Origin of the sequence: Micromonospora sp. NPDC048839 (genome assembly GCF_040649915.1) — a bacterium.
GTDB lineage: Bacteria > Actinomycetota > Actinomycetes > Mycobacteriales > Micromonosporaceae > Micromonospora.
The window spans coordinates 66,227-82,614 of record NZ_JBEZGL010000017.1 but is presented as its reverse complement, the minus strand read 5'-3'; the positions used below and the strand labels follow the sequence as shown (position 1 = coordinate 82,614).

General features: G+C 71.2%; 14 protein-coding genes. 5 read left to right on the top strand and 9 right to left on the bottom strand.

Features of this window, described 5'->3' with window-relative positions; translation table 11 throughout:
• The first annotated feature begins 120 nt into the window (after positions 1-120).
• The 4 genes from AB0C25_RS27300 (at position 121) to AB0C25_RS27285 (ending at position 4,087) form a co-directional block, all read left to right on the top strand.
• On the top strand, positions 121-1,830 hold the full coding sequence (locus AB0C25_RS27300) for a bifunctional 3'-5' exonuclease/DNA polymerase (protein ID WP_357377091.1): 1,710 nt from the start codon (positions 121-123) through the stop codon (positions 1,828-1,830).
• 150 nt (positions 1,831-1,980) lie between these two features.
• Positions 1,981-2,472, top strand: a complete 492-nt coding sequence (locus tag AB0C25_RS27295) for a hypothetical protein (RefSeq protein WP_357377039.1) — start codon at positions 1,981-1,983, stop codon at positions 2,470-2,472.
• Between the two features lie 205 nt (positions 2,473-2,677).
• Complete coding sequence (locus AB0C25_RS27290; RefSeq protein ID WP_357248579.1) at positions 2,678-3,271, top strand: nucleotidyltransferase family protein; 594 nt, start codon at positions 2,678-2,680, stop codon at positions 3,269-3,271.
• Positions 3,272-3,328: 57 nt separating this feature from the next.
• Positions 3,329-4,087: a hypothetical protein gene (locus AB0C25_RS27285; protein ID WP_357377038.1), complete on the top strand. Its 759-nt coding sequence runs from the start codon at positions 3,329-3,331 to the stop codon at positions 4,085-4,087.
• A gap of 80 nt (positions 4,088-4,167) precedes the next feature.
• On the opposite strand, the gene AB0C25_RS27280 is transcribed toward AB0C25_RS27285, so the two are convergent.
• On the bottom strand, positions 4,168-5,229 hold the full coding sequence (locus AB0C25_RS27280) for a LacI family DNA-binding transcriptional regulator (protein ID WP_357377037.1): 1,062 nt from the start codon (positions 5,227-5,229) through the stop codon (positions 4,168-4,170).
• Between the two features lie 16 nt (positions 5,230-5,245).
• Here AB0C25_RS27280 and AB0C25_RS27275 point away from each other — a divergent pair, with 16 nt between their 5' ends.
• Complete coding sequence (locus tag AB0C25_RS27275; protein WP_357377036.1) at positions 5,246-6,445, top strand: MFS transporter; 1,200 nt, start codon at positions 5,246-5,248, stop codon at positions 6,443-6,445.
• 41 nt (positions 6,446-6,486) lie between these two features.
• Here AB0C25_RS27275 and AB0C25_RS27270 read toward each other — a convergent pair whose 3' ends face one another.
• The 8 genes from AB0C25_RS27270 to AB0C25_RS27235 all read right to left on the bottom strand — a co-directional run bounded on the left by AB0C25_RS27270 (position 6,487) and on the right by AB0C25_RS27235 (position 16,259).
• The gene (locus AB0C25_RS27270) at positions 6,487-7,134 is read right to left on the bottom strand and encodes a DJ-1/PfpI family protein (RefSeq protein ID WP_357377035.1); all 648 of its coding nucleotides are present in this window, start codon (positions 7,132-7,134) and stop codon (positions 6,487-6,489) included.
• 42 nt (positions 7,135-7,176) lie between these two features.
• Complete coding sequence (locus tag AB0C25_RS27265) at positions 7,177-8,130, bottom strand: helix-turn-helix domain-containing protein (RefSeq protein ID WP_357377034.1); 954 nt, start codon at positions 8,128-8,130, stop codon at positions 7,177-7,179.
• Positions 8,131-8,289: 159 nt separating this feature from the next.
• A complete protein-coding gene (locus AB0C25_RS27260) occupies positions 8,290-9,699 on the bottom strand; it encodes a GH1 family beta-glucosidase (protein ID WP_357377033.1) in 1,410 nt (469 codons plus the stop codon).
• Entirely contained in the window at positions 9,696-11,927 is a 2,232-nt protein-coding gene (gene yicI / locus AB0C25_RS27255) for an alpha-xylosidase (protein ID WP_357377032.1), read from the bottom strand. Before yicI ends, AB0C25_RS27260 begins: the two co-directional genes overlap by 4 nt.
• Positions 11,924-12,808, bottom strand: a complete 885-nt coding sequence (locus tag AB0C25_RS27250; protein ID WP_357377031.1) for a carbohydrate ABC transporter permease — start codon at positions 12,806-12,808, stop codon at positions 11,924-11,926. The genes yicI and AB0C25_RS27250 overlap by 4 nt, the downstream gene beginning before the upstream one ends.
• Before the next feature lies 1 nt (position 12,809).
• Positions 12,810-13,778, bottom strand: coding sequence for a sugar ABC transporter permease (locus AB0C25_RS27245; RefSeq protein ID WP_357377030.1), 969 nt, complete (start codon positions 13,776-13,778; stop codon positions 12,810-12,812).
• A gap of 67 nt (positions 13,779-13,845) precedes the next feature.
• A complete protein-coding gene (locus AB0C25_RS27240) occupies positions 13,846-15,150 on the bottom strand; it encodes an extracellular solute-binding protein (protein ID WP_357377029.1) in 1,305 nt (434 codons plus the stop codon).
• Between the two features lie 77 nt (positions 15,151-15,227).
• Entirely contained in the window at positions 15,228-16,259 is a 1,032-nt protein-coding gene (locus AB0C25_RS27235; protein WP_357377090.1) for a LacI family DNA-binding transcriptional regulator, read from the bottom strand.
• Positions 16,260-16,388 lie beyond the last annotated feature (129 nt).

Here is a 16,388-nt window from a genome sequence, read left to right as displayed (position 1 = left end):
CGGTCCCCGGGTGTCGGGGGTGCCAGGATCGGAATGGGGGATCTGCGGGGGCACTCGACCACGCTACCGAGCGCCTCCGACGCCCGACCGGCCCGACACCGGTGAGGTGCGCCTCCGTTTCTGTCGCAAGGGAGAGGCAGAATCACGTTCGTGCTGGTGGCGGTGGTGTCCGACGAGCGAGGTGGGGGAGTGCTGTGCCCTCTGGGCGCCGGCGGCCAGCCCGCCGGCCCGCCCGAGGTCGTCGTCGACCTGGTCGCCGCGGTCGCTGCCCGCGAGGCCGCCCAGCACCCGCGTTGGGTCTGGTCCACGGCCACCTCCGTCTACCCGCCGCTGCTGCGTGCCGGCGTCCGGGTCGACAGGTGTCACGACGTGGAGTTGACCGAGGCGTTGCTGCTCGGGCAGGCGGGCCGCTGGGGTGAGCCCCGCTCGCTGGCCGCGGCCTGGGCGCGGTTGAGCGGCGCGCCGGTGCCGCCCGACCCACCGCCGCGCGCCGCCGCGCCCCCCGGGCACGGCCAGGGCGCGCTCTTCGACACGATGCCCGGCCCGTCGGGGCCGGGCATCGACGCACTGATCCGGGTGTACGCCGACCAGCTCGCCCGCATCGCCGCGACCGAGCACCCCGGCCGGTTCCGGTTGCTGGTGGCCGCCGAGTCGGCCGGCGCGCTGGTCGCGGCGGAGATGGGTGCCGCCGGGCTGCCCTGGCGCGCCGACGTGCACAACGAGATCCTGCACGAGCTGCTCGGCGAGGCGTCTCCGGTCGGTGGTCCGCCCCGCCGACTCGCCGAGCTGGCCGCCCGGATCGCCGACGCGCTCGGCGTCCGCGGCCTGCACACCGACTCCCCGACGGAGCTGCTCAAGGCGTTCGCCCGCGTCGGGGTGGAGCTGCCCAACACCCGGGCCTGGGTGCTGCGCGGGGTCGACCATCCGGCGGTGCCGCTGGTGTTGGAATACAAGGAGCTCTACCGGATCTGGACGGCGCACGGTTGGGGCTGGCTCGATCAGTGGGTGCGGGGCGGCCGGTTCCAACCGGAGTACGTGCCGGCCGGTGTCGTCTCCGGCCGGTGGGCGACCCGCGGTGGTGGCGCGTTGCAGATTCCCAAGGTGATCCGTCGGGCGGTGGTGGCCGATCCGGGCTGGCGGTTGGTGGTCGCCGATGCCGGCCAGTTGGAGCCGCGGGTGCTGGCGGCGGTGTCCGGCGACGCGCGGCTGGCGGCGGCGGGCGGGGCCGGTGACCTCTATGCGGCGCTGGCGCGCGACTCGTTCGGCGGTGACCGGGCCAAGGCCAAGGTGGCCCTGCTCGGTGCCATGTACGGGCAGACCGGCGGTGCGGCGGTGCCCGCGTTGGCGGTGCTGAAGCGCAGTTACCCGACGGCGTTCGCCTTCGTGGAGGCGGCGGCGCGTACCGGTGAGGCGGGTGGGCTGGTGCGGTCGTGGCTGGGGCGGACGTGTCCGCCCGGTGCGGTGGGGTTCGGTGATCCCGACGACGCGCCCTCCGACCCGGACGCGGGGGCCGATCCGCAGGGTCCCCGGGCGCGGGCCGCGCGGTCGAGGGGTCGTTTCACGCGCAACTTCGTCATCCAGGCGACAGCCGCCGAGTGGGCGTCCACGTTGCTGGCCACGTTGCGTACCGAGTTGGTCGGCACCGATGCGGAGCTGGTCTTCTTCCAGCACGACGAGGTGGTCGTGCATGCGCCCGCCGCGCAGGCGGATGCGGTCGCCGAGGCCGTGAACCGGTGTGGCGAGCGGGCCTCCGCACTGCTCTTCGGTGCGACGCCGGTCCGCTTTCCGCTTGATGTGTCCATCGTGGACTGCTACGCCGACGCGACCTGACCGACGGCGGGGCGCGGGCCGCCGGGCGTCCGCGCCGTCGCCCCCCGGATGGATCGGTGGCACCGCGCGACAAGGGGACCGCGCCGGGACACCGGCTCGGTTAGCCTCACTGGCGCGCGTCGCGTGGTTGTCGCAACGGGGAGGTGTGCCATGGTCGCCGGAATCGCCCGTCACCTGGCCGGAATGGCCGTCGCCTGGTTGGTCCTCGTCGCCGAGGCGGTCGTGGGCTACCTCGGTCTGCTGGCGTACGCGGTGGCCACCGGGTCCGACGTGGGCGGCCCGCTGGCCGGGCCGGTGCTCGTGGTGATCGCCGCGGTGCTCGGCGTGGCGCTGCTTCCGCTGCTCTTCCTGCCGGCGGTGGCGGTCGGGGAGGCCGCCGGTCGACGGCGGGGGACCGGCCGGGTGGTCGCGGTGGCCGCGCCCGTCGCGGTCGTGCTGGCCGCCACGTACGCCGTGGCCGGGGCGGTTGCCACGCAGGTGCCCGCCGAATATGTGCCCCTGGTCGCGGCGATCGCGGCGCTCGTCGTGCTCGCTCCGGTCGTGTCGTACGCGCTCACCGCGCGCGGCGTCGGCTGGGTGGCCCGACGGGTGCCCCGGCAGTGGGGCGGCTCGGCGGTCCCGCTGTCCCCGGAGGTGGGTTGACCGCCGCTCGCCGCTCGGCGTCGCCCTCGTGGCGGACCGCATCGGGGTGACGGCAGAGATGCCGGGCGTGTAACGGTTGTGCTATTTCTCCTTTTCGCCCCGCTACTCTCGGCCCGCCGTCCTCGTTGCAGTGTCCGTAGGAGGGGGCGGATCGGTCGCGGTCGCTCCCATGCTTGAGGGGGCGCAGCTGAACGGGATCGCAGGAATGATCATCGCCGCGGGCGGGGGACGACGGATCGGTGGTCCCGAGGCGCTGCTGCACCACGGCGAGAAGCCGCTGGTCAACCAGATGATCGACACGATGACCGAGGCGGGCTGCGAGCAGATCGTGGTCGTGCTGGGTGCCGCCGCCGAGCAGGTACGGGAAACCGCCGACCTGGGCCGGGCCACCGTCGTGATCAACAAGGCGTGGGGCACCGGGGTCGGCTCGTCCATCCGGGCCGGCCTGGCCGCCATGGGGGACGAGGGGATCGAGGCGGTGGTGGTGGTCCCGGTCGACATGCCGGGCCTGACCGCCGTCGCGGTCCGACGGGTGGCCGCGCTGCCGTACCCGGACGTGCTGGTCTGCGCCACCTACGACGGCCTGCGCGGGTACCCGATGCTCTTCGGCCGGCGGCACTGGCCCGGCATCGCGACCCTCGCCAGCGCGGACGTGGGTGCCCGGCCGTACCTGCTGGCGCACAAGGACCAGATCGTCGACATCGCCTGCGACTCGGTGGCGGACGGCAGCCGGGTCGACACCCCCGAGCTGATGGCGCTGTACGGCCTGACCGTCCCACCCCAGCGCGTCGGAGTCTGAGGTGGACTGAGTATCCGTACCGATGTGCCGGGCCGCCCAGCGGCGATACTCGTTGCCATGCGTCGACTCGCCACCGCCCTGCTGTGCCTGGCCACGCTCGTCGGCTGCGCCAGGCCGGGCGAAACGCCCGTGCAGGACGGCCCTCCGGCGGACACCGACTGGAGCACCTACCAGGCCGATGTCACGGCCGTCACGGTCAGCAAGGACCCGCGCTCGCTCGTGCTGACCGTGGCGCTGCCGGGTGACGCGGACGGTTGCTCCCGGAACCCACGAGTCGAATACTTCGTCGAGGAGAACAACCTCATCTACGCCAACGTGGTGCAGGATTCGCGCCTGTCCGCGGTGGTCGGGGCCTGCCCCACCCACACACCGGGCGAGGTGACGTTGACGGCGCCGGGGCCGATCGCCGGCCGGACCGTCGTGCTCAACCAGAAGCCGTGGAAACTCGACGGCGCGGAGTACGACCGCTGCGACCCGACGTTCGGTTGCGGTCCGATGCCGAAGGACCACTGCGACCACAAGTGGGTCGATGTCGTGGTCCGCGGCATGGACGTGTCGCGGCACTCGGTCGGCTCGGTCGAGGGCTGCGACGGCACCTGGTTGGTCATGACGGTGCCGTTCGATCCGGTGCCGTGCGGCGTCGAGGCACGGCCCGGCTGCGATGCGTCGGTAAACGTGCGCCGCTACTTTCTGCGGTGGGCCGGCCCGGGCGGCTGGGAGACGATCGCCAGCTCGACGGAGGCCGGCTGCGGACGTGTCCACACCACCGCAACGGCCTTCCCGAGGAAGCTCTGCGCCGACCTGCCCAGGCCGTGATCGGGGTCAGCTTCTCCGGTGACTCCGGGCCGAGCCGATCGGCCAACACCCTCCCCAGCACTGCCTGGGCACGGCCCGGATCAGGGCTGGCGACGGGTGCTCGCGCGCACCACCACGTGCCATTCGTGGTGCGTCGATGCCATGGTGGGGCCTCCGAGCGCCGCACGGGCGCAGTGCGCGCCCTGCTCGCGCAGTGACTGCGCCAGGGTGGTCAGGCCGGCGGCCGCGGCCGCGTCCGCGTCGTCCCAGCCCGTCACCGCGACGTCGTCGGGAACGCGCAGGCCGGCGCTCGCCGCGGCGCGCAGGGCGCCCAGGGCGAGTTCGTCGCTCATCGCGGCGATGGCGTCCGGCGGGTCGGTGCCCCGCAGCAGTTCGGCGGCGAAGGTCTCGCCCTCGGCGACGTGGTTGACCGGGCAGACTGCCAGTCGCAGGTCCGCGGCCCGCCGACCCGCGTGTGTCCAGGCGTCCCGGAATCCCTCCCACCGGTGCCGGGTCACCGGGAACCTCACCGCGGGTTCCTGGTCGCCGGTGAGCAGTCGGCGGGCGCGACTCCGGTCGAGCGGAAAGCCGAGCACGAGCGGGTGTCGCGCCTCGGCGAACGCCACCCGTCCGACCGCAGCGGCGGCAGCCCGGTCGTCGATGCCGATCACCGGCAGCTCCCGTCGGTGCGGGCCGGCGTGGACCACCGCGGACAGGCCGGTGTCGGCCACGGCGTCCAGGACGGGATCGTCGTCGCTGGTGGTCCAGACGACGAAGCCGTCCACGGCCGCCTGCGCGACGCGCTGGGCGTCGGAGGGTGCGCCGGTGATCGGTATCAGGGTGAGTCCGACGCCCTCAGCCGCGCACACGTCGGATACCCCGGCGAGGAAGCGCGCCGCCTGCGGGTCGTCGAAGGCGTAGCTCAACCGCTCTCCGAGTACGACGCCGAGCGTGCCCGTGCGCCCGCGACGCAGCGAGCGGGCGGCCGGGTGCGGCCCGGGATAGCCCAGCTCGCGCGCCGCCGCGCGCACCTTCGCCGCAGCTTCGGCGGAGACCCTCCCCGGCTGGGAGTACGCGTAGGAAACCGTCATCGGCGAGACACCGGCGGCCGTCGCCACCTGGCGCAGAGTCGGCCGCCTGGGGTTGTCCGCGGGGCGGTTCATGGCACAGACTCTATCTGTGTATCGATACACAACGCGGCAGCGGCCGACCACGTCACGCCCGGGGACCGAGACCTTCGTGCGGGACGCGCCGACCAGGCTGGCGTACGCCGTCCTGGCCTGCTGGACGTTCTGGCTGTACGCCTTCGGGCCGGCGCTGACCCTCCTGCGGGCGGAGTTGGGCTTCTCCTACACGCTGCTCGGCGTCTACGAGCTGTTGTGGGCGGGGGGCGCGGCGCTGTCCGCGGTCGGGTTCGTCTGGGCGGCTCGCCGCCTGGCCCGGGGTGCGCTGCTGTGGTGCTCGGCCCTCGCCACCGCGGTCGGTGCCGGCCTGTTCACCCTGGGCGGCAGCACAGCGCCCACCCTGCTCGGAGCCGTCGTGTTCGGTCTGGCCGGGACCACGATGCTCACCGTGGTCCAGGCGGTGCTGTCCGACCGACACGGCGACCGGCGCGACCGGGCGTTGACCGAGGCCAACGTGGGCGCCGGCGCGTCCGCGGTGTTCGCCCCGCTGGTCCTCGGCGCGCTGGCAGCCAGCGCGGTGGGCTGGCGCGCCACCTTCGTGCTGCCGGCCGTCGTCCTCGTGCTGCTTTACCTGCGTCACCGCCGCCAACCGCTACCGGCGGCGCCGCGACCCGCCACCGCGAAGAAGACCGGGGGCCTACCGCTGGCCTGCTGGCTGTTCGCCATGCTGACCGCTGTCAGTTCGGCGATCGAGTTCTGCCTGGTGTACTTCGGTCCCCAGTTGCTCATCCACGCCGGCATGTCCGCCGCCGCGGCCAGCACCGCGCTGAGCAGCAACTACCTCGGCATCCTGATCGGACGCCTGCTCGGCGCGCGGCTCACCCGCCGTCCCGGTCGCGCGGTGGCGCTGCTGTACGCCTCGCTGGCGGTCACCGGCCCCAGCTTCGTGCTGTTCTGGTTGACCGACCAGGCGGCCCTCGCCGTCCTCGGGCTGTTCCTGTGCGGGGTGGGCATCGCCAACCTCTATCCGCTCGCGCTCTCGCTCACCCTCGGCGCGGCCGGCGGACAGGAGGACCGGGCCAATGCCCGCTCGCAACTGATCCTCGGCGTGGTCGCCGGCGTGTCCCCCTTCCTGCTCGGCGGCCTGGCGGACCGGTACGGGCTGGTCACCGCCTTCGCCCTGGAGCCGGTGCTGATCGGCTGCTGTGTGCTGCTGCTGTGGGGCGGGCTCCGTGCCCGCCGCGCCAGCACGTGAGCCGAACGCCCGCCGCGCCGACGAGCCGCGTGCCCGACAGGTCACCTGGCCAATCTGGCCGCGCTGTCGTACGCCGCCGCTCGGGCGAGCACCTCGGGGGTCGCGCGGGACGGGTGGCCGCTGTCGAACGGCGGCTGCGGGTCGTACTCCATCCAGAGCTGGACGGCCTCGGCGGTCGTCCGGTCGGTGAGGAGCTCGACGAGTCTCAGTCCCATGTCGATGCCGCTCGACACGCCCGCCGCCGTGATGATGCGGGCGTCCGGTTCCTCGACGACCCGCTGGTCCGTCGGCTCGGCGCCGAAGCGGACCAACTCCTGGACCGCGCGGTAGTGGCTGGTGCCCCGTCGACCCCGAAGCAGCCCGGCGGCCCCCAGCAGGATCGATCCGGAGCACACGGAGGTCGTGAGCGTCGTCGTCTCGTGGATCCGTCTGATCCAGCCCGGCAGCGGCCCGGTGAGAGCCTGAACGGTCCCTGGTCCTCCCGGGACGACGAGAACGTCTGTCGCTTCCACGTCTTCGAGCGCGATCTCGGCCACCAGGGAGAGCATCCCGCAGTCGTCCCGGACGGGACCGGGGCGTTCGGCGACCAGGACGACGTCGATACCTGGAGTGAGGGCCAGCGGCTGGTAGACGCCGATGACGTCCAGCGCGGTGAAACGCTCGTACAGAGGGATGACGACGTGGGTCAACGGAGGTCCCTTCGGTTCACGGTGACGGGCTGTCGAAGGCGGTCAGAGCATCGAGAAGCGTGCGCGGAAGGCGCCCGGGGTCGTGCCGAGCCGTTCGCCGAAGACACGTCGGAGCGACTCGGCGGACCCGAGCCCGGACCTGGCCGCCACCACGTCGAGGGCGAGGTCGGACTGCACCAGGAGACGTTTGGCGGACTCCAGGCGAAGCTCGCTGAGATACCGCCCGACGGTGAGCCCCGTCTCACGGACGAAGAGACGTTGAAAGTGCCGGGGCGACAGGGCGAGCCGCGCGGCAAGGTCGTCGACGCGGTGTTTCGCGGCCGGATCGGCGTCCAGGGCACGCTGCACGGCAGCCACCCGTTTCTCGGTGGCACGTTCCAACCACACCGGGCCGGAGAACTGCGCCTGTTGGCCGGGCCGGTGGAGGAACATCACGAGCCAGCGGGCGATCTCCTGGGCGACTCGTGCTCCGTGGTCGGCCGCCACGACGGCCAGCGCCAGATCGATTCCTGACGTGACACCACCCGACGTCCAGACCGGGCCGTCGTGCACGTAGAGGGCGTCGTGGTCGACCGTGAGGTCGGTGAATCGCCGACCGAGGTCCCCCGACAGGGCCCAGTGGGTGGCCACCCTACGACCGCTGAGCAACCCGGCCCGCGCGCACAGGAACGCCCCGGAACAGATCGACAACAATCGGGTGGGGCGGCACTCTCGCAACCAGGCGACGAGGTCGGCGTGCCCATCCCGGGCTGCCGTTCGGCCGCCGGGCACCACGAGGGTGCCGGCCCGGACCGGCTCTCCCAGCGCGTCGGCCACCAGGACGAGGCCGCTCTCGGACACCACCTCGGCCTCCGCGCCCGCCAGCCTCAGCTCGTACGCGTGGCGCTCACCATGTGCCGCCCGGTAGCGGTTCGCTCCCGCCAGCACCTCCCACGGCCCGGTGACGTCGAGGGACTGCATGCCCGCGAAGGCGACGACGGTGACGCGCTCGACCATGCCCTGAGTCTGTCGGCGGAGTCATCGTGGCGCCATGACGCCGTACCCACGAAATATGACACGGCGCGTGACGTCTTGTTCGAGAAGCTGACAGCCGGCGTCGGTGGGTCCAGGGAAGGTCCTGGACCCACCGACGCCAGGTCGGGAACCGAGGCCCGGTCAGTCCTGCGCCTGGTCCAACTTCCCGGTGGCGGCGAGCCGCTGGTACCAGTGGGCGCTGTCCTTCCAGGTGCGGACCTGGGTGTCGTAGTCGACCCGGATGATCCCGAAGCGACGGTCGTAGCCGTAGCCCCACTCGAAGTTGTCAAGCAGCGACCAGACGAAGTAACCGCGCACGTCCGCGCCCTGCGCGCGGGCATCGGCCATGGCACCGATGTGCCGACGCAGGTAGTCGATCCGTCGGTCGTCGTGGATCCGGCCGTCGGCCGACACCACGTCGTCGAACGCCGCGCCGTTCTCGGTGATCATCATCGGCTGGCTGGGGTATTCGCGGTGCAGGCGCAGCAGCAACTCGGTCAGGGCCGGCGGGTCGATGTTCCAACCCATCGCCGTGTACGGGCCGGGCTGCGGAAGGAAGTCGACGGTGTCGGCGGCGACCCACGGCGTCGAGGTCGACGCACCGTGCCCGTCGGCGTCCGAGCGGGCCGACACGCCGTCCCAGGCCCGGACCAGGGTGCTCGAGTAGTAGTTGACCCCGAGCACGTCCAGCGGCACCGCGATCTGCTTCTCGTCACCCGCGCGGACGAACGACCAGTCGGTGACGGACGCGGTGTCGGCCAGCAGATCGGCCGGGTACTCCCCGTCCAGCATCGGGCCGAGGAACGCGCGGTTGGCCAGGGCGTCGATCCGCCGTACCGCGTCCCGGTCCGCCTCCGAGTCCGACGCGGCTCGGATGACGTGCAGGTTCAACGTCACCGACAGCTCGGCGGCGGGAGCCAACTCCCGGACCACCCGACCGGCCAGCCCGTGCGCGAGGTTGAGGTGGTGCACCGCGGCCAGGGCCGCCGCCGGCTCCGTGCGACCCGGAGCGTGTACGCCGGAGGCGTAGCCCAGGTACGCCGAGCACCACGGCTCGTTGAGCGTCGTCCAGGTGTGCACCCGGTCGCCCAGCGCACCGACGATGCCGGCCGCGTACTCCTGGAAGCGCAGCGCGGTCTCCCGCGCCGCCCAGCCGCCGGCGTCCTCCAACTCCTGCGGCAGGTCCCAGTGGTACATGGTGGCCACCGGACGGATGCCCCGTTCCAGCAGACCGTCCACCAGCCGCGCGTAGAAGTCGATGCCGGCCTGGTTGAAGCGGCCCGAGCCGCCCGGCTGCACCCGCGGCCAGGAGACGGAGAACCGGTACGCGCTGAGCCCCAGGTCAGCGATGTGACCGAGGTCGTCGGCCCACCTGTGGTAGTGGTCGGCGGCCACGTCGCCGGTGTCGCCGTTCAACGTCCGACCCGGTGTGTGGCTGTAGGTGTCCCAGATGGACGGTCCGCGGCCATCCTCCGTGACCGCACCCTCGATCTGGTACGCCGCCGTCGCCGACCCCCAGACGAAGTCCTCCGGGAAGTGGTGTCGCGTCATCGTTCCGTCCCCTGGATCTCGCAGCTGTAGCCCGTCGAGGTACCGGCGACCAGTTCGACACTGGCCGTCGCCGCCTCGTAGCGCACGTCGAACTCGGCGCCCGGCCCGTCCCCGGGTGACGGTACCCGTACCCGGGTCCGCTGCCCCTCGGCCGGTGCGTACAGCCGCAGCCGTACGTCGTCGGCCCACTCGTAGTCCGGTCGGTCGGTGCGGGAGCCGAACGGGATGACCGCGCCGGGCCGGGCCAACACCGGCAGGCTGTCGACCGCGTGCTTCTCGGTGACCCACGCCGGGCCGGTGACCTGGGCACCGCTGACCAGGTGCGTCCAGGTGCCGGCGGGCACGTAGTAGGTGACGGTGCCGTCGGCGCTGAACACCGGTGCGACGAGCACGTCCGGGCCGAGCATGTACTGCCGGTCCAGGTGCGCCGTGGCCGGATCGTCCGGGAACTCCAGGAACATCGGGCGCATCACCGGCGTACCGTCGCGGTGCGCCTCCTGTGCGGCGGCCGCCAGGTACGGCATCAGGCCGAGCTTGAGCCGGGTGAAGTGCCGGAGCACGTCCACGGACTCCTCGTCGTACGCCCACGGCACCCGGTACGAGCCGGAGCCGTGCAGCCGCGAGTGCGAGGAGAGCAGCCCGAAGGCGACCCACCGCTTGAACACCGCCGGATCGGGGGTGCCCTCGAAGCCGCCGATGTCGTGGCTCCAGTAGCCGAAGCCGGACGCGGCCAGGGACAACCCACCGCGCAGCGACTCGGCCATCGCGACGAACGTCGACTCGCAGTCGCCACCCCAGTGCACCGGGAACTGCTGCCCGCCGGTGGTGGCCGAGCGCGCGAACAACACCGCCTCGCCCTTGCCCCGTTCGGTCTCCAGCAGCTCGAAGACCGCCTTGTTGTAGAGGTACGAGTAGTAGTTGTGCATCCGCTGCGGGTCCGAACCGTCGTGCCACACCACGTCGGTCGGGATGCGCTCGCCGAAGTCGGTCTTGAAACAGTCGACGCCCATGTCCAGCAGCGCCTTGAGCTTGCCGGTGAACCAGCGGACCGCGTCCGGGTTGGTGAAGTCGACGAGCGCCATGCCGGCCTGCCACCTGTCCCACTGCCAGACCGAACCGTCCGGGTTACGGACCAGGTAGCCGGCCTCGCGGCCCTCCTCGAAGAGGTACGAGCGCTGCGCGATGTACGGGTTGATCCAGACGCACACCTTCAGGTCACGCTCGTGCAACCGGCGCAGCATCCCCTCCGGATCCGGGAAGGTCGCCGGGTCCCAGACGAAGTCGACCCAGTGGAACTGGCGCATCCAGAAGCAGTCGAAGTGGAACACCGACAGCGGCAGCCCGCGCTCGGCCATCCCGTCGACGAACTCGGTCACCGTCTTCTCGTCGTACGAGGTGGTGAACGAGGTGGACAGCCACAACCCGTACGACCAGGCGGGGATCCGGGCCGGGCGGCCGGTGAGCGCGGTGTAGCGGCGCAGCACGTCCTTCGGCGTGGGGCCGTCGATGACGTGGTAGGTGAGCGACTGCCCCTCGACGCTGAACTGGGTCTGCGCGACCACCTCGGAGCCGACCTCGAACGACACGTGCTCCGGGTGGTCGACGAACACCCCGTAGCCGGCGCTGCTGAGATAGAACGGCACGTTCTTGTACGCCTGCTCGCTGGCGGTGCCGCCGTCGGCGTTCCAGATGTCGACGGTCTGCCCGTTCTTCACGAACGGGCCGAAGCGCTCGCCCAACCCGTACACCGTCTCGCCGACCCCGAGGGCGAGCCGTTCGTGCACGTGCGGGCGGCCCTCGGCGTCGGTGACGACGCCGATGCTGCGCGCGGTGGACGCGGTGACCAGCCGGTCGCCGTGCAGGAACTCGACCCGCCACCCGTCGACGAGCGCGACCCGCGCGGTCAGCTCACCGGTGGTCAGCGTCGCGCTGAGCCCGGTGACGTCGACGGTGACCGGGTGCGTCTCGTCGGTGCTCAGCCCGAAGTGCGGCTCGCGGGGCAGTCCACCGGTGTGGTGGGCGATGGTCACCCCGATGACGCCGGGCGCGGGGGAGAAGAACCGGACGGTGACCACGGGCCGGTTCAGGGTGTCGCCGCGACCGGTGATCTGGCCGGCCGGCGCGAAGACGGTGAAGCCGCGCTGGTCCGGCTCGACCGATTCGACGGCGCCGGGGCGTAGGACGCTGACACCGGGGCGCAGTTGCCAGTACCCGTCGGTGAACTTCACTTCTCGGCTCCTGCCGTGATGCCGCGCGCCAGGGTGCGCTGGAAGATGAGGAAGAAGAGGATGGCCGGCACCAGACTGATCAGGGCGCCGGCGTTCGTGGTCGGAGCGTCCATCAGCCGGTCACCCTGCAGGGACGCGAGCGCCACCGGGATGGTCTGCGTCTGGTTGTCGATCAGCATGACCAGCGGGATGAGGAACTCGTTCCAGGTCCAGATGAAGAAGAAGATGAGCAGCACCGAGAGGGTGGGGCGCAGGTTGGGGAAGACCACCCGCCACAGCACCGTCCACTTGCCGGCGCCGTCCAGCGCCGCCGCCTCCAACAGCGAGCGGGGGAACGTCCCCAGCACTGAGGCGAGCAGGTAGGTGCCGAACGCGCTCTGGATCACCGTGAAGATGATGATCACCGCGAGTCGGGTGTTGTAGAGCCCGACCTCCTTGGCCGCGTAGTACAACGGGTAGATCAACGCCTCCTGCGGCAGCATGTTGGCCAGCAGGAACAACCCGACGATCCAGAGCCGGCCGCGGACCCGGCCGATGCCCAGGGCGTACGCGTTGAGCAGTGACACGGCGACGCCGAGCACCGCCACCGAACCGGCGATGAGCGCCGAGTTCCAGAGCTTGAGCGGGAAGTTCACCTCGGTCCAGTACGTGCGCAGACCCTTGGTGTAGAACTCGCTCGGCCAGCTCAGCGGGCCACCCGACGAGTAGTCACCGGGCGACTTGAACGCGTTGAGCAGCATGAACGCGAACGGCACGAGCATGACCAGCGCGCCGACGACGACCAGGGCGAGCACCACCCAGCGGCTGACGCCGCGGTGGTGGCGATCGGGTACGGGCCGCCGTGGCGTCACCGGGGCGGCGGTCGGAGTGATGACGGCCATCTCAGAACCCCCGGTCCCGGCGCTCGCTGCGGGCCTGCATCCAGATGAAGACCACGGCCACGACGACGATGATCAACGTCAGCACCGTGGAGATCGCGGAACCGTAGCCGACCTGCAGTTTCTTGAAGAACGTGTAGTAGGCGAAGTACGACGGGACGTTTGTCGCGTTGTCCGGGCCGCCCCGGGTCAGGGCGAAGATCGGCCCGAACACCTTCAGCGCGGCTATGGTGCAGGTCAGCGCCACCACGAACGTCTCCGGCCGGATCTGCGGGAGGGTGATCGCCCGGAACCGGTGCAGCCAGTTCGCTCCGTCGACCTCGGCCGCCTCGTACAACTCGGGGTCGACCCGCTGCAACGCCGCCATGAAGACGACCACCGGGTAGCCGATCTGCACCCAGATCATCACCGCCATCACGGCCGGCAGGGCGGTGCCCGGGTCACCGAGCCAGTCGTGGCGCAGCGCGCCGAGACCGACCGCGTCGAGCAGGCTGTTGAACGCCCCGTCCGGGCGCAGGATCCAGCCCCAGACGATGCCGGCCACCACGACGGGCAGCACCTGCGGAAGGTAGAACGCGGCCCGCAGCGCGGCGGCGGTACGCGGCTTGAACCGGCGGCCGATGACGTCGAAGAGCACCGCGGCGAGCAGCAGCCCGAGCACGGTGGGCACCACCACCATCGCGACGAGCATCCAGACGGTGTTGCGGAACGACGCCCAGAACACGTCGTCCTGCAGCAACTGCCGGTAGTTGTCCAGGCCGACCCACCGGGGGTCGCCGATGCCGGACCACTTGGTCAGCGACAGGTAGAGGGTGCCGATCAGCGGCGCGCCGATGACCAGGACGAAGAGCGTCGCTCCGGGGAGCAGGTAGAGCCAGTACGCCGCGTCGCGGCCGCGGCGTCTGCGGCTGGGCACGGGCGGGGTGGGCGTCGCGGCCGGCGGTGTGGCGGCGACGGTCTCGGAGACTGCCATGGAAGATCCTTCCCGGCGGGGCGGGCGGGCGCGCCGGTCGTGCCGGTCACGCCCGCCGCTCGCCGTGTCACTTGCCGGTGATCTCCTTGACGCCATCGGCGTACGGCTTGGCGATCGTGTCGAGGACCTGGTCCGGAGACTTGGACCCGTTGATCAGGCCCTGGAAACCGGAGACCAGCACGTCGTAGTAGCCGGGGACCGGCCAGTCCGGGTAGAAGGCGAGCCCGTCGGCCTTGCTGACCGTGTTGAAGTCCTCGATCAGCTTGCGGTCCTTCGGGTCGCTGATCTTCGACGCGTCGGCCGCGACCGGGACACCACCGTTGTTGCCGATCAGGTCCTGGATCTCCGGACGCAGGGTGATGTCGATGAAGTCGTACGCCAGGCTCTTGGCCTTGCTGTTCTCCGGGACGACCCAGAGGTTGCCGGAGGAGCCGGCCTGCAGGGTGTTACCGGGGAAGAGGAAGGTGTCCCAGTTGGCCTTCATCTCGGTCTTGAACCGGCCGTACCACCAGCTACCCGAGACGATCATCGGGACCTTGCCGCCGATGAAGGCGGTGCCCATGTCCTCGGCCTTGAGGCTTGCCGAGTTCTTCGCGACGTAGCCCTTCCGCACCCACTGGGCGAAGGTGTCCGCGCCGTACTTGAGCGGGTCGGCCTTGAAGTCCACCGGGTTCTTGTAGAGCTGGTAGTTGTCGACGAACTGCCGGTCGCCCTTGGAGAGGGCGAGCTGATAGAAGAGCTGCCCGGCCGGGTACTCGGCGCCGGCCATGCCCAGCGGGGTGATGCCCTTGCCGACGAAGGTGTCCATCGCGGCGGTCATCTCGGCCATGCTGGTCGGCACCTTGACGCCGTTGCTCTGGAACAGGTCCTTGTTGTAGTAGACCGTGACGTACTCGCCGTAGTTCGGCACACCGAACCACTTGCCCGAGCCCATCACACCCTTGTCGCTGTACCGGGCGGTGGTCTGCAGGCTGGGGCTGAGCTTGCCGGCCCAGCCGCGCTTGTCGGCCTCGCCGCTCAGGTCGGTGAGGAGGCCCTGGGTGGAGAGCAGGCCCGCGGTCGCGTTGCCCTTGTTGTACTCCATGATGTCCGGGCCCTCGGACGAGTTGATGATCATGCCGGCGTTCTGCTGGATCTGCTCGAACGCCTTACGCTCGAAGCGCACCTCGACGCCCGGGTGCTCGTTCTTGAAGAGCTCGATGGCCCGGTTCCAACCGACGCCCATGGCGCTGTTCGCGCTCTCGTAGTGCCAGAGCTTGAGAACCTTGGCGTCGCTGTCGTCCCCGTTGTCGCCACCGCCGCAGGCGGCCACGGTGGTCGTCGCGGTCGCCGCCAGGGCGAGCGCGGCGACGATCCGGCGGAATCGCTGCATTACTATCCTCCTCGTTGAGTATCTAGCGGTACTGCATCGGGCCCGTCGTCGCGTTGCCGCGCGGCGGCGGGCCGTTTCTACTGGTCAGCCCCCATGAGTTGGCGGCTTCGTGGTGCGGCTGTCGAACCCCGGACCTCCAGCGAGCACGGCAGCAGTTGTTGGTGGAGCCGATTGCCGGCACCGTCCAGGTGGCGCACCAGCGCCTCGATCGCGATCCGACCCAGGGCCGAACCGGGCGACGTCATCGCGGTCAGCGCCGGCGTCGCCAGTTCGGCCACCTGCGGCGAGGTGACCATCGAGACGACGGAGACGTCGTCGGGCACCGACAACCCACGGCCGGTCAACTCGCCGAGAATGCCGAAGATCGCGGTCTCGTTCATGGCGAGCACCGCGGTCAGCTCCGGGGCCTGCGCGAACGCGTCGGCCAGGGCCGCACGGCCGCCCGCGGCGCTGTCCTCGGCGGTGATCATCAGCGGGTCCAGACCGTGTCCGGTCATCGCCGCGACAAAAGCATCCCGGGTACGCAGTGCGGGGCCGTATCCGCTGGCCAGCGTCGCGGCCGAGTGGTTGACGTAGACGATCCGCCGGTGCCCCAGACCGACCAGGTGCGCGACGGCCTCCCGGACGGTCTGGTCGAAGTCGATGTCGACGTAGGAGAGCGCGCTGGTGTCGCCGGTCCGACCGATCAACACCAACGGCACGCCGGCCTCCTGGAGCACGGTGACCCGCTCGTCGGCGAGCTGGACCTCCATCAGCACGACGCCGTCGAGCATCCGCTGGGTGGCCAGCCGCCGCAGGTCGTCGAGGTCGCCACCGCCGACCGGCGAGAGTACGAGGTGGTAGCCGGCCGCGCTGGCCGCCGAGGCGGCACCGGTGACGAAGGCGGTTTCGGTGGCGCCGAGGCCACGCTCGTCCATCGGCATCAGCAGGCCGAGGATCCGGCTGCGCCGGCTGGCCAGACCACGGGCCATCGCGTTGGGCTGGTAGTCGAGCTCCGCCATCGCGGCGAGCACCCTGTCCCGGGTGGCCTGGGAGATCGGCCGGGCGCCGGTGAGCACGTACGAGACGGTGCTGACCGAGACCTGCGCGAGGCGGGCGACATCGTGCATGGTTGCCACGCGTACCTCCTCAGGCCGGGGTTGGGATCGCTCCCGCCGGGGCGTCGAACCGCTTCGTCGAAGCGGTTCGACAGGACGCTAGGCCACCTGTTACGGCGACGTCAATAGCGGATGTCGAAA

Bases quoted from the DNA above. Each gene is read 5' to 3' on its own strand.
- AB0C25_RS27295 (WP_357377039.1), top strand. From the start codon at position 1,981: ATGGTCGCCGGAATCGCCCGTCACCTGGCCGGAATGGCCGTCGCCTGG.
- AB0C25_RS27290 (WP_357248579.1), top strand. From the start codon at position 2,678: ATGATCATCGCCGCGGGCGGGGGACGACGGATCGGTGGTCCCGAGGCG.
- AB0C25_RS27285 (WP_357377038.1), top strand. From the start codon at position 3,329: ATGCGTCGACTCGCCACCGCCCTGCTGTGCCTGGCCACGCTCGTCGGC.
- AB0C25_RS27280 (WP_357377037.1), bottom strand. From the start codon at position 5,229: ATGAACCGCCCCGCGGACAACCCCAGGCGGCCGACTCTGCGCCAGGTG.
- AB0C25_RS27265 (WP_357377034.1), bottom strand. From the start codon at position 8,130: ATGGTCGAGCGCGTCACCGTCGTCGCCTTCGCGGGCATGCAGTCCCTC.
- AB0C25_RS27260 (WP_357377033.1), bottom strand. From the start codon at position 9,699: ATGACGCGACACCACTTCCCGGAGGACTTCGTCTGGGGGTCGGCGACG.
- AB0C25_RS27250 (WP_357377031.1), bottom strand. From the start codon at position 12,808: ATGGCCGTCATCACTCCGACCGCCGCCCCGGTGACGCCACGGCGGCCC.
- AB0C25_RS27245 (WP_357377030.1), bottom strand. From the start codon at position 13,778: ATGGCAGTCTCCGAGACCGTCGCCGCCACACCGCCGGCCGCGACGCCC.
- AB0C25_RS27240 (WP_357377029.1), bottom strand. From the start codon at position 15,150: ATGCAGCGATTCCGCCGGATCGTCGCCGCGCTCGCCCTGGCGGCGACC.
- AB0C25_RS27235 (WP_357377090.1), bottom strand. From the start codon at position 16,259: ATGCACGATGTCGCCCGCCTCGCGCAGGTCTCGGTCAGCACCGTCTCG.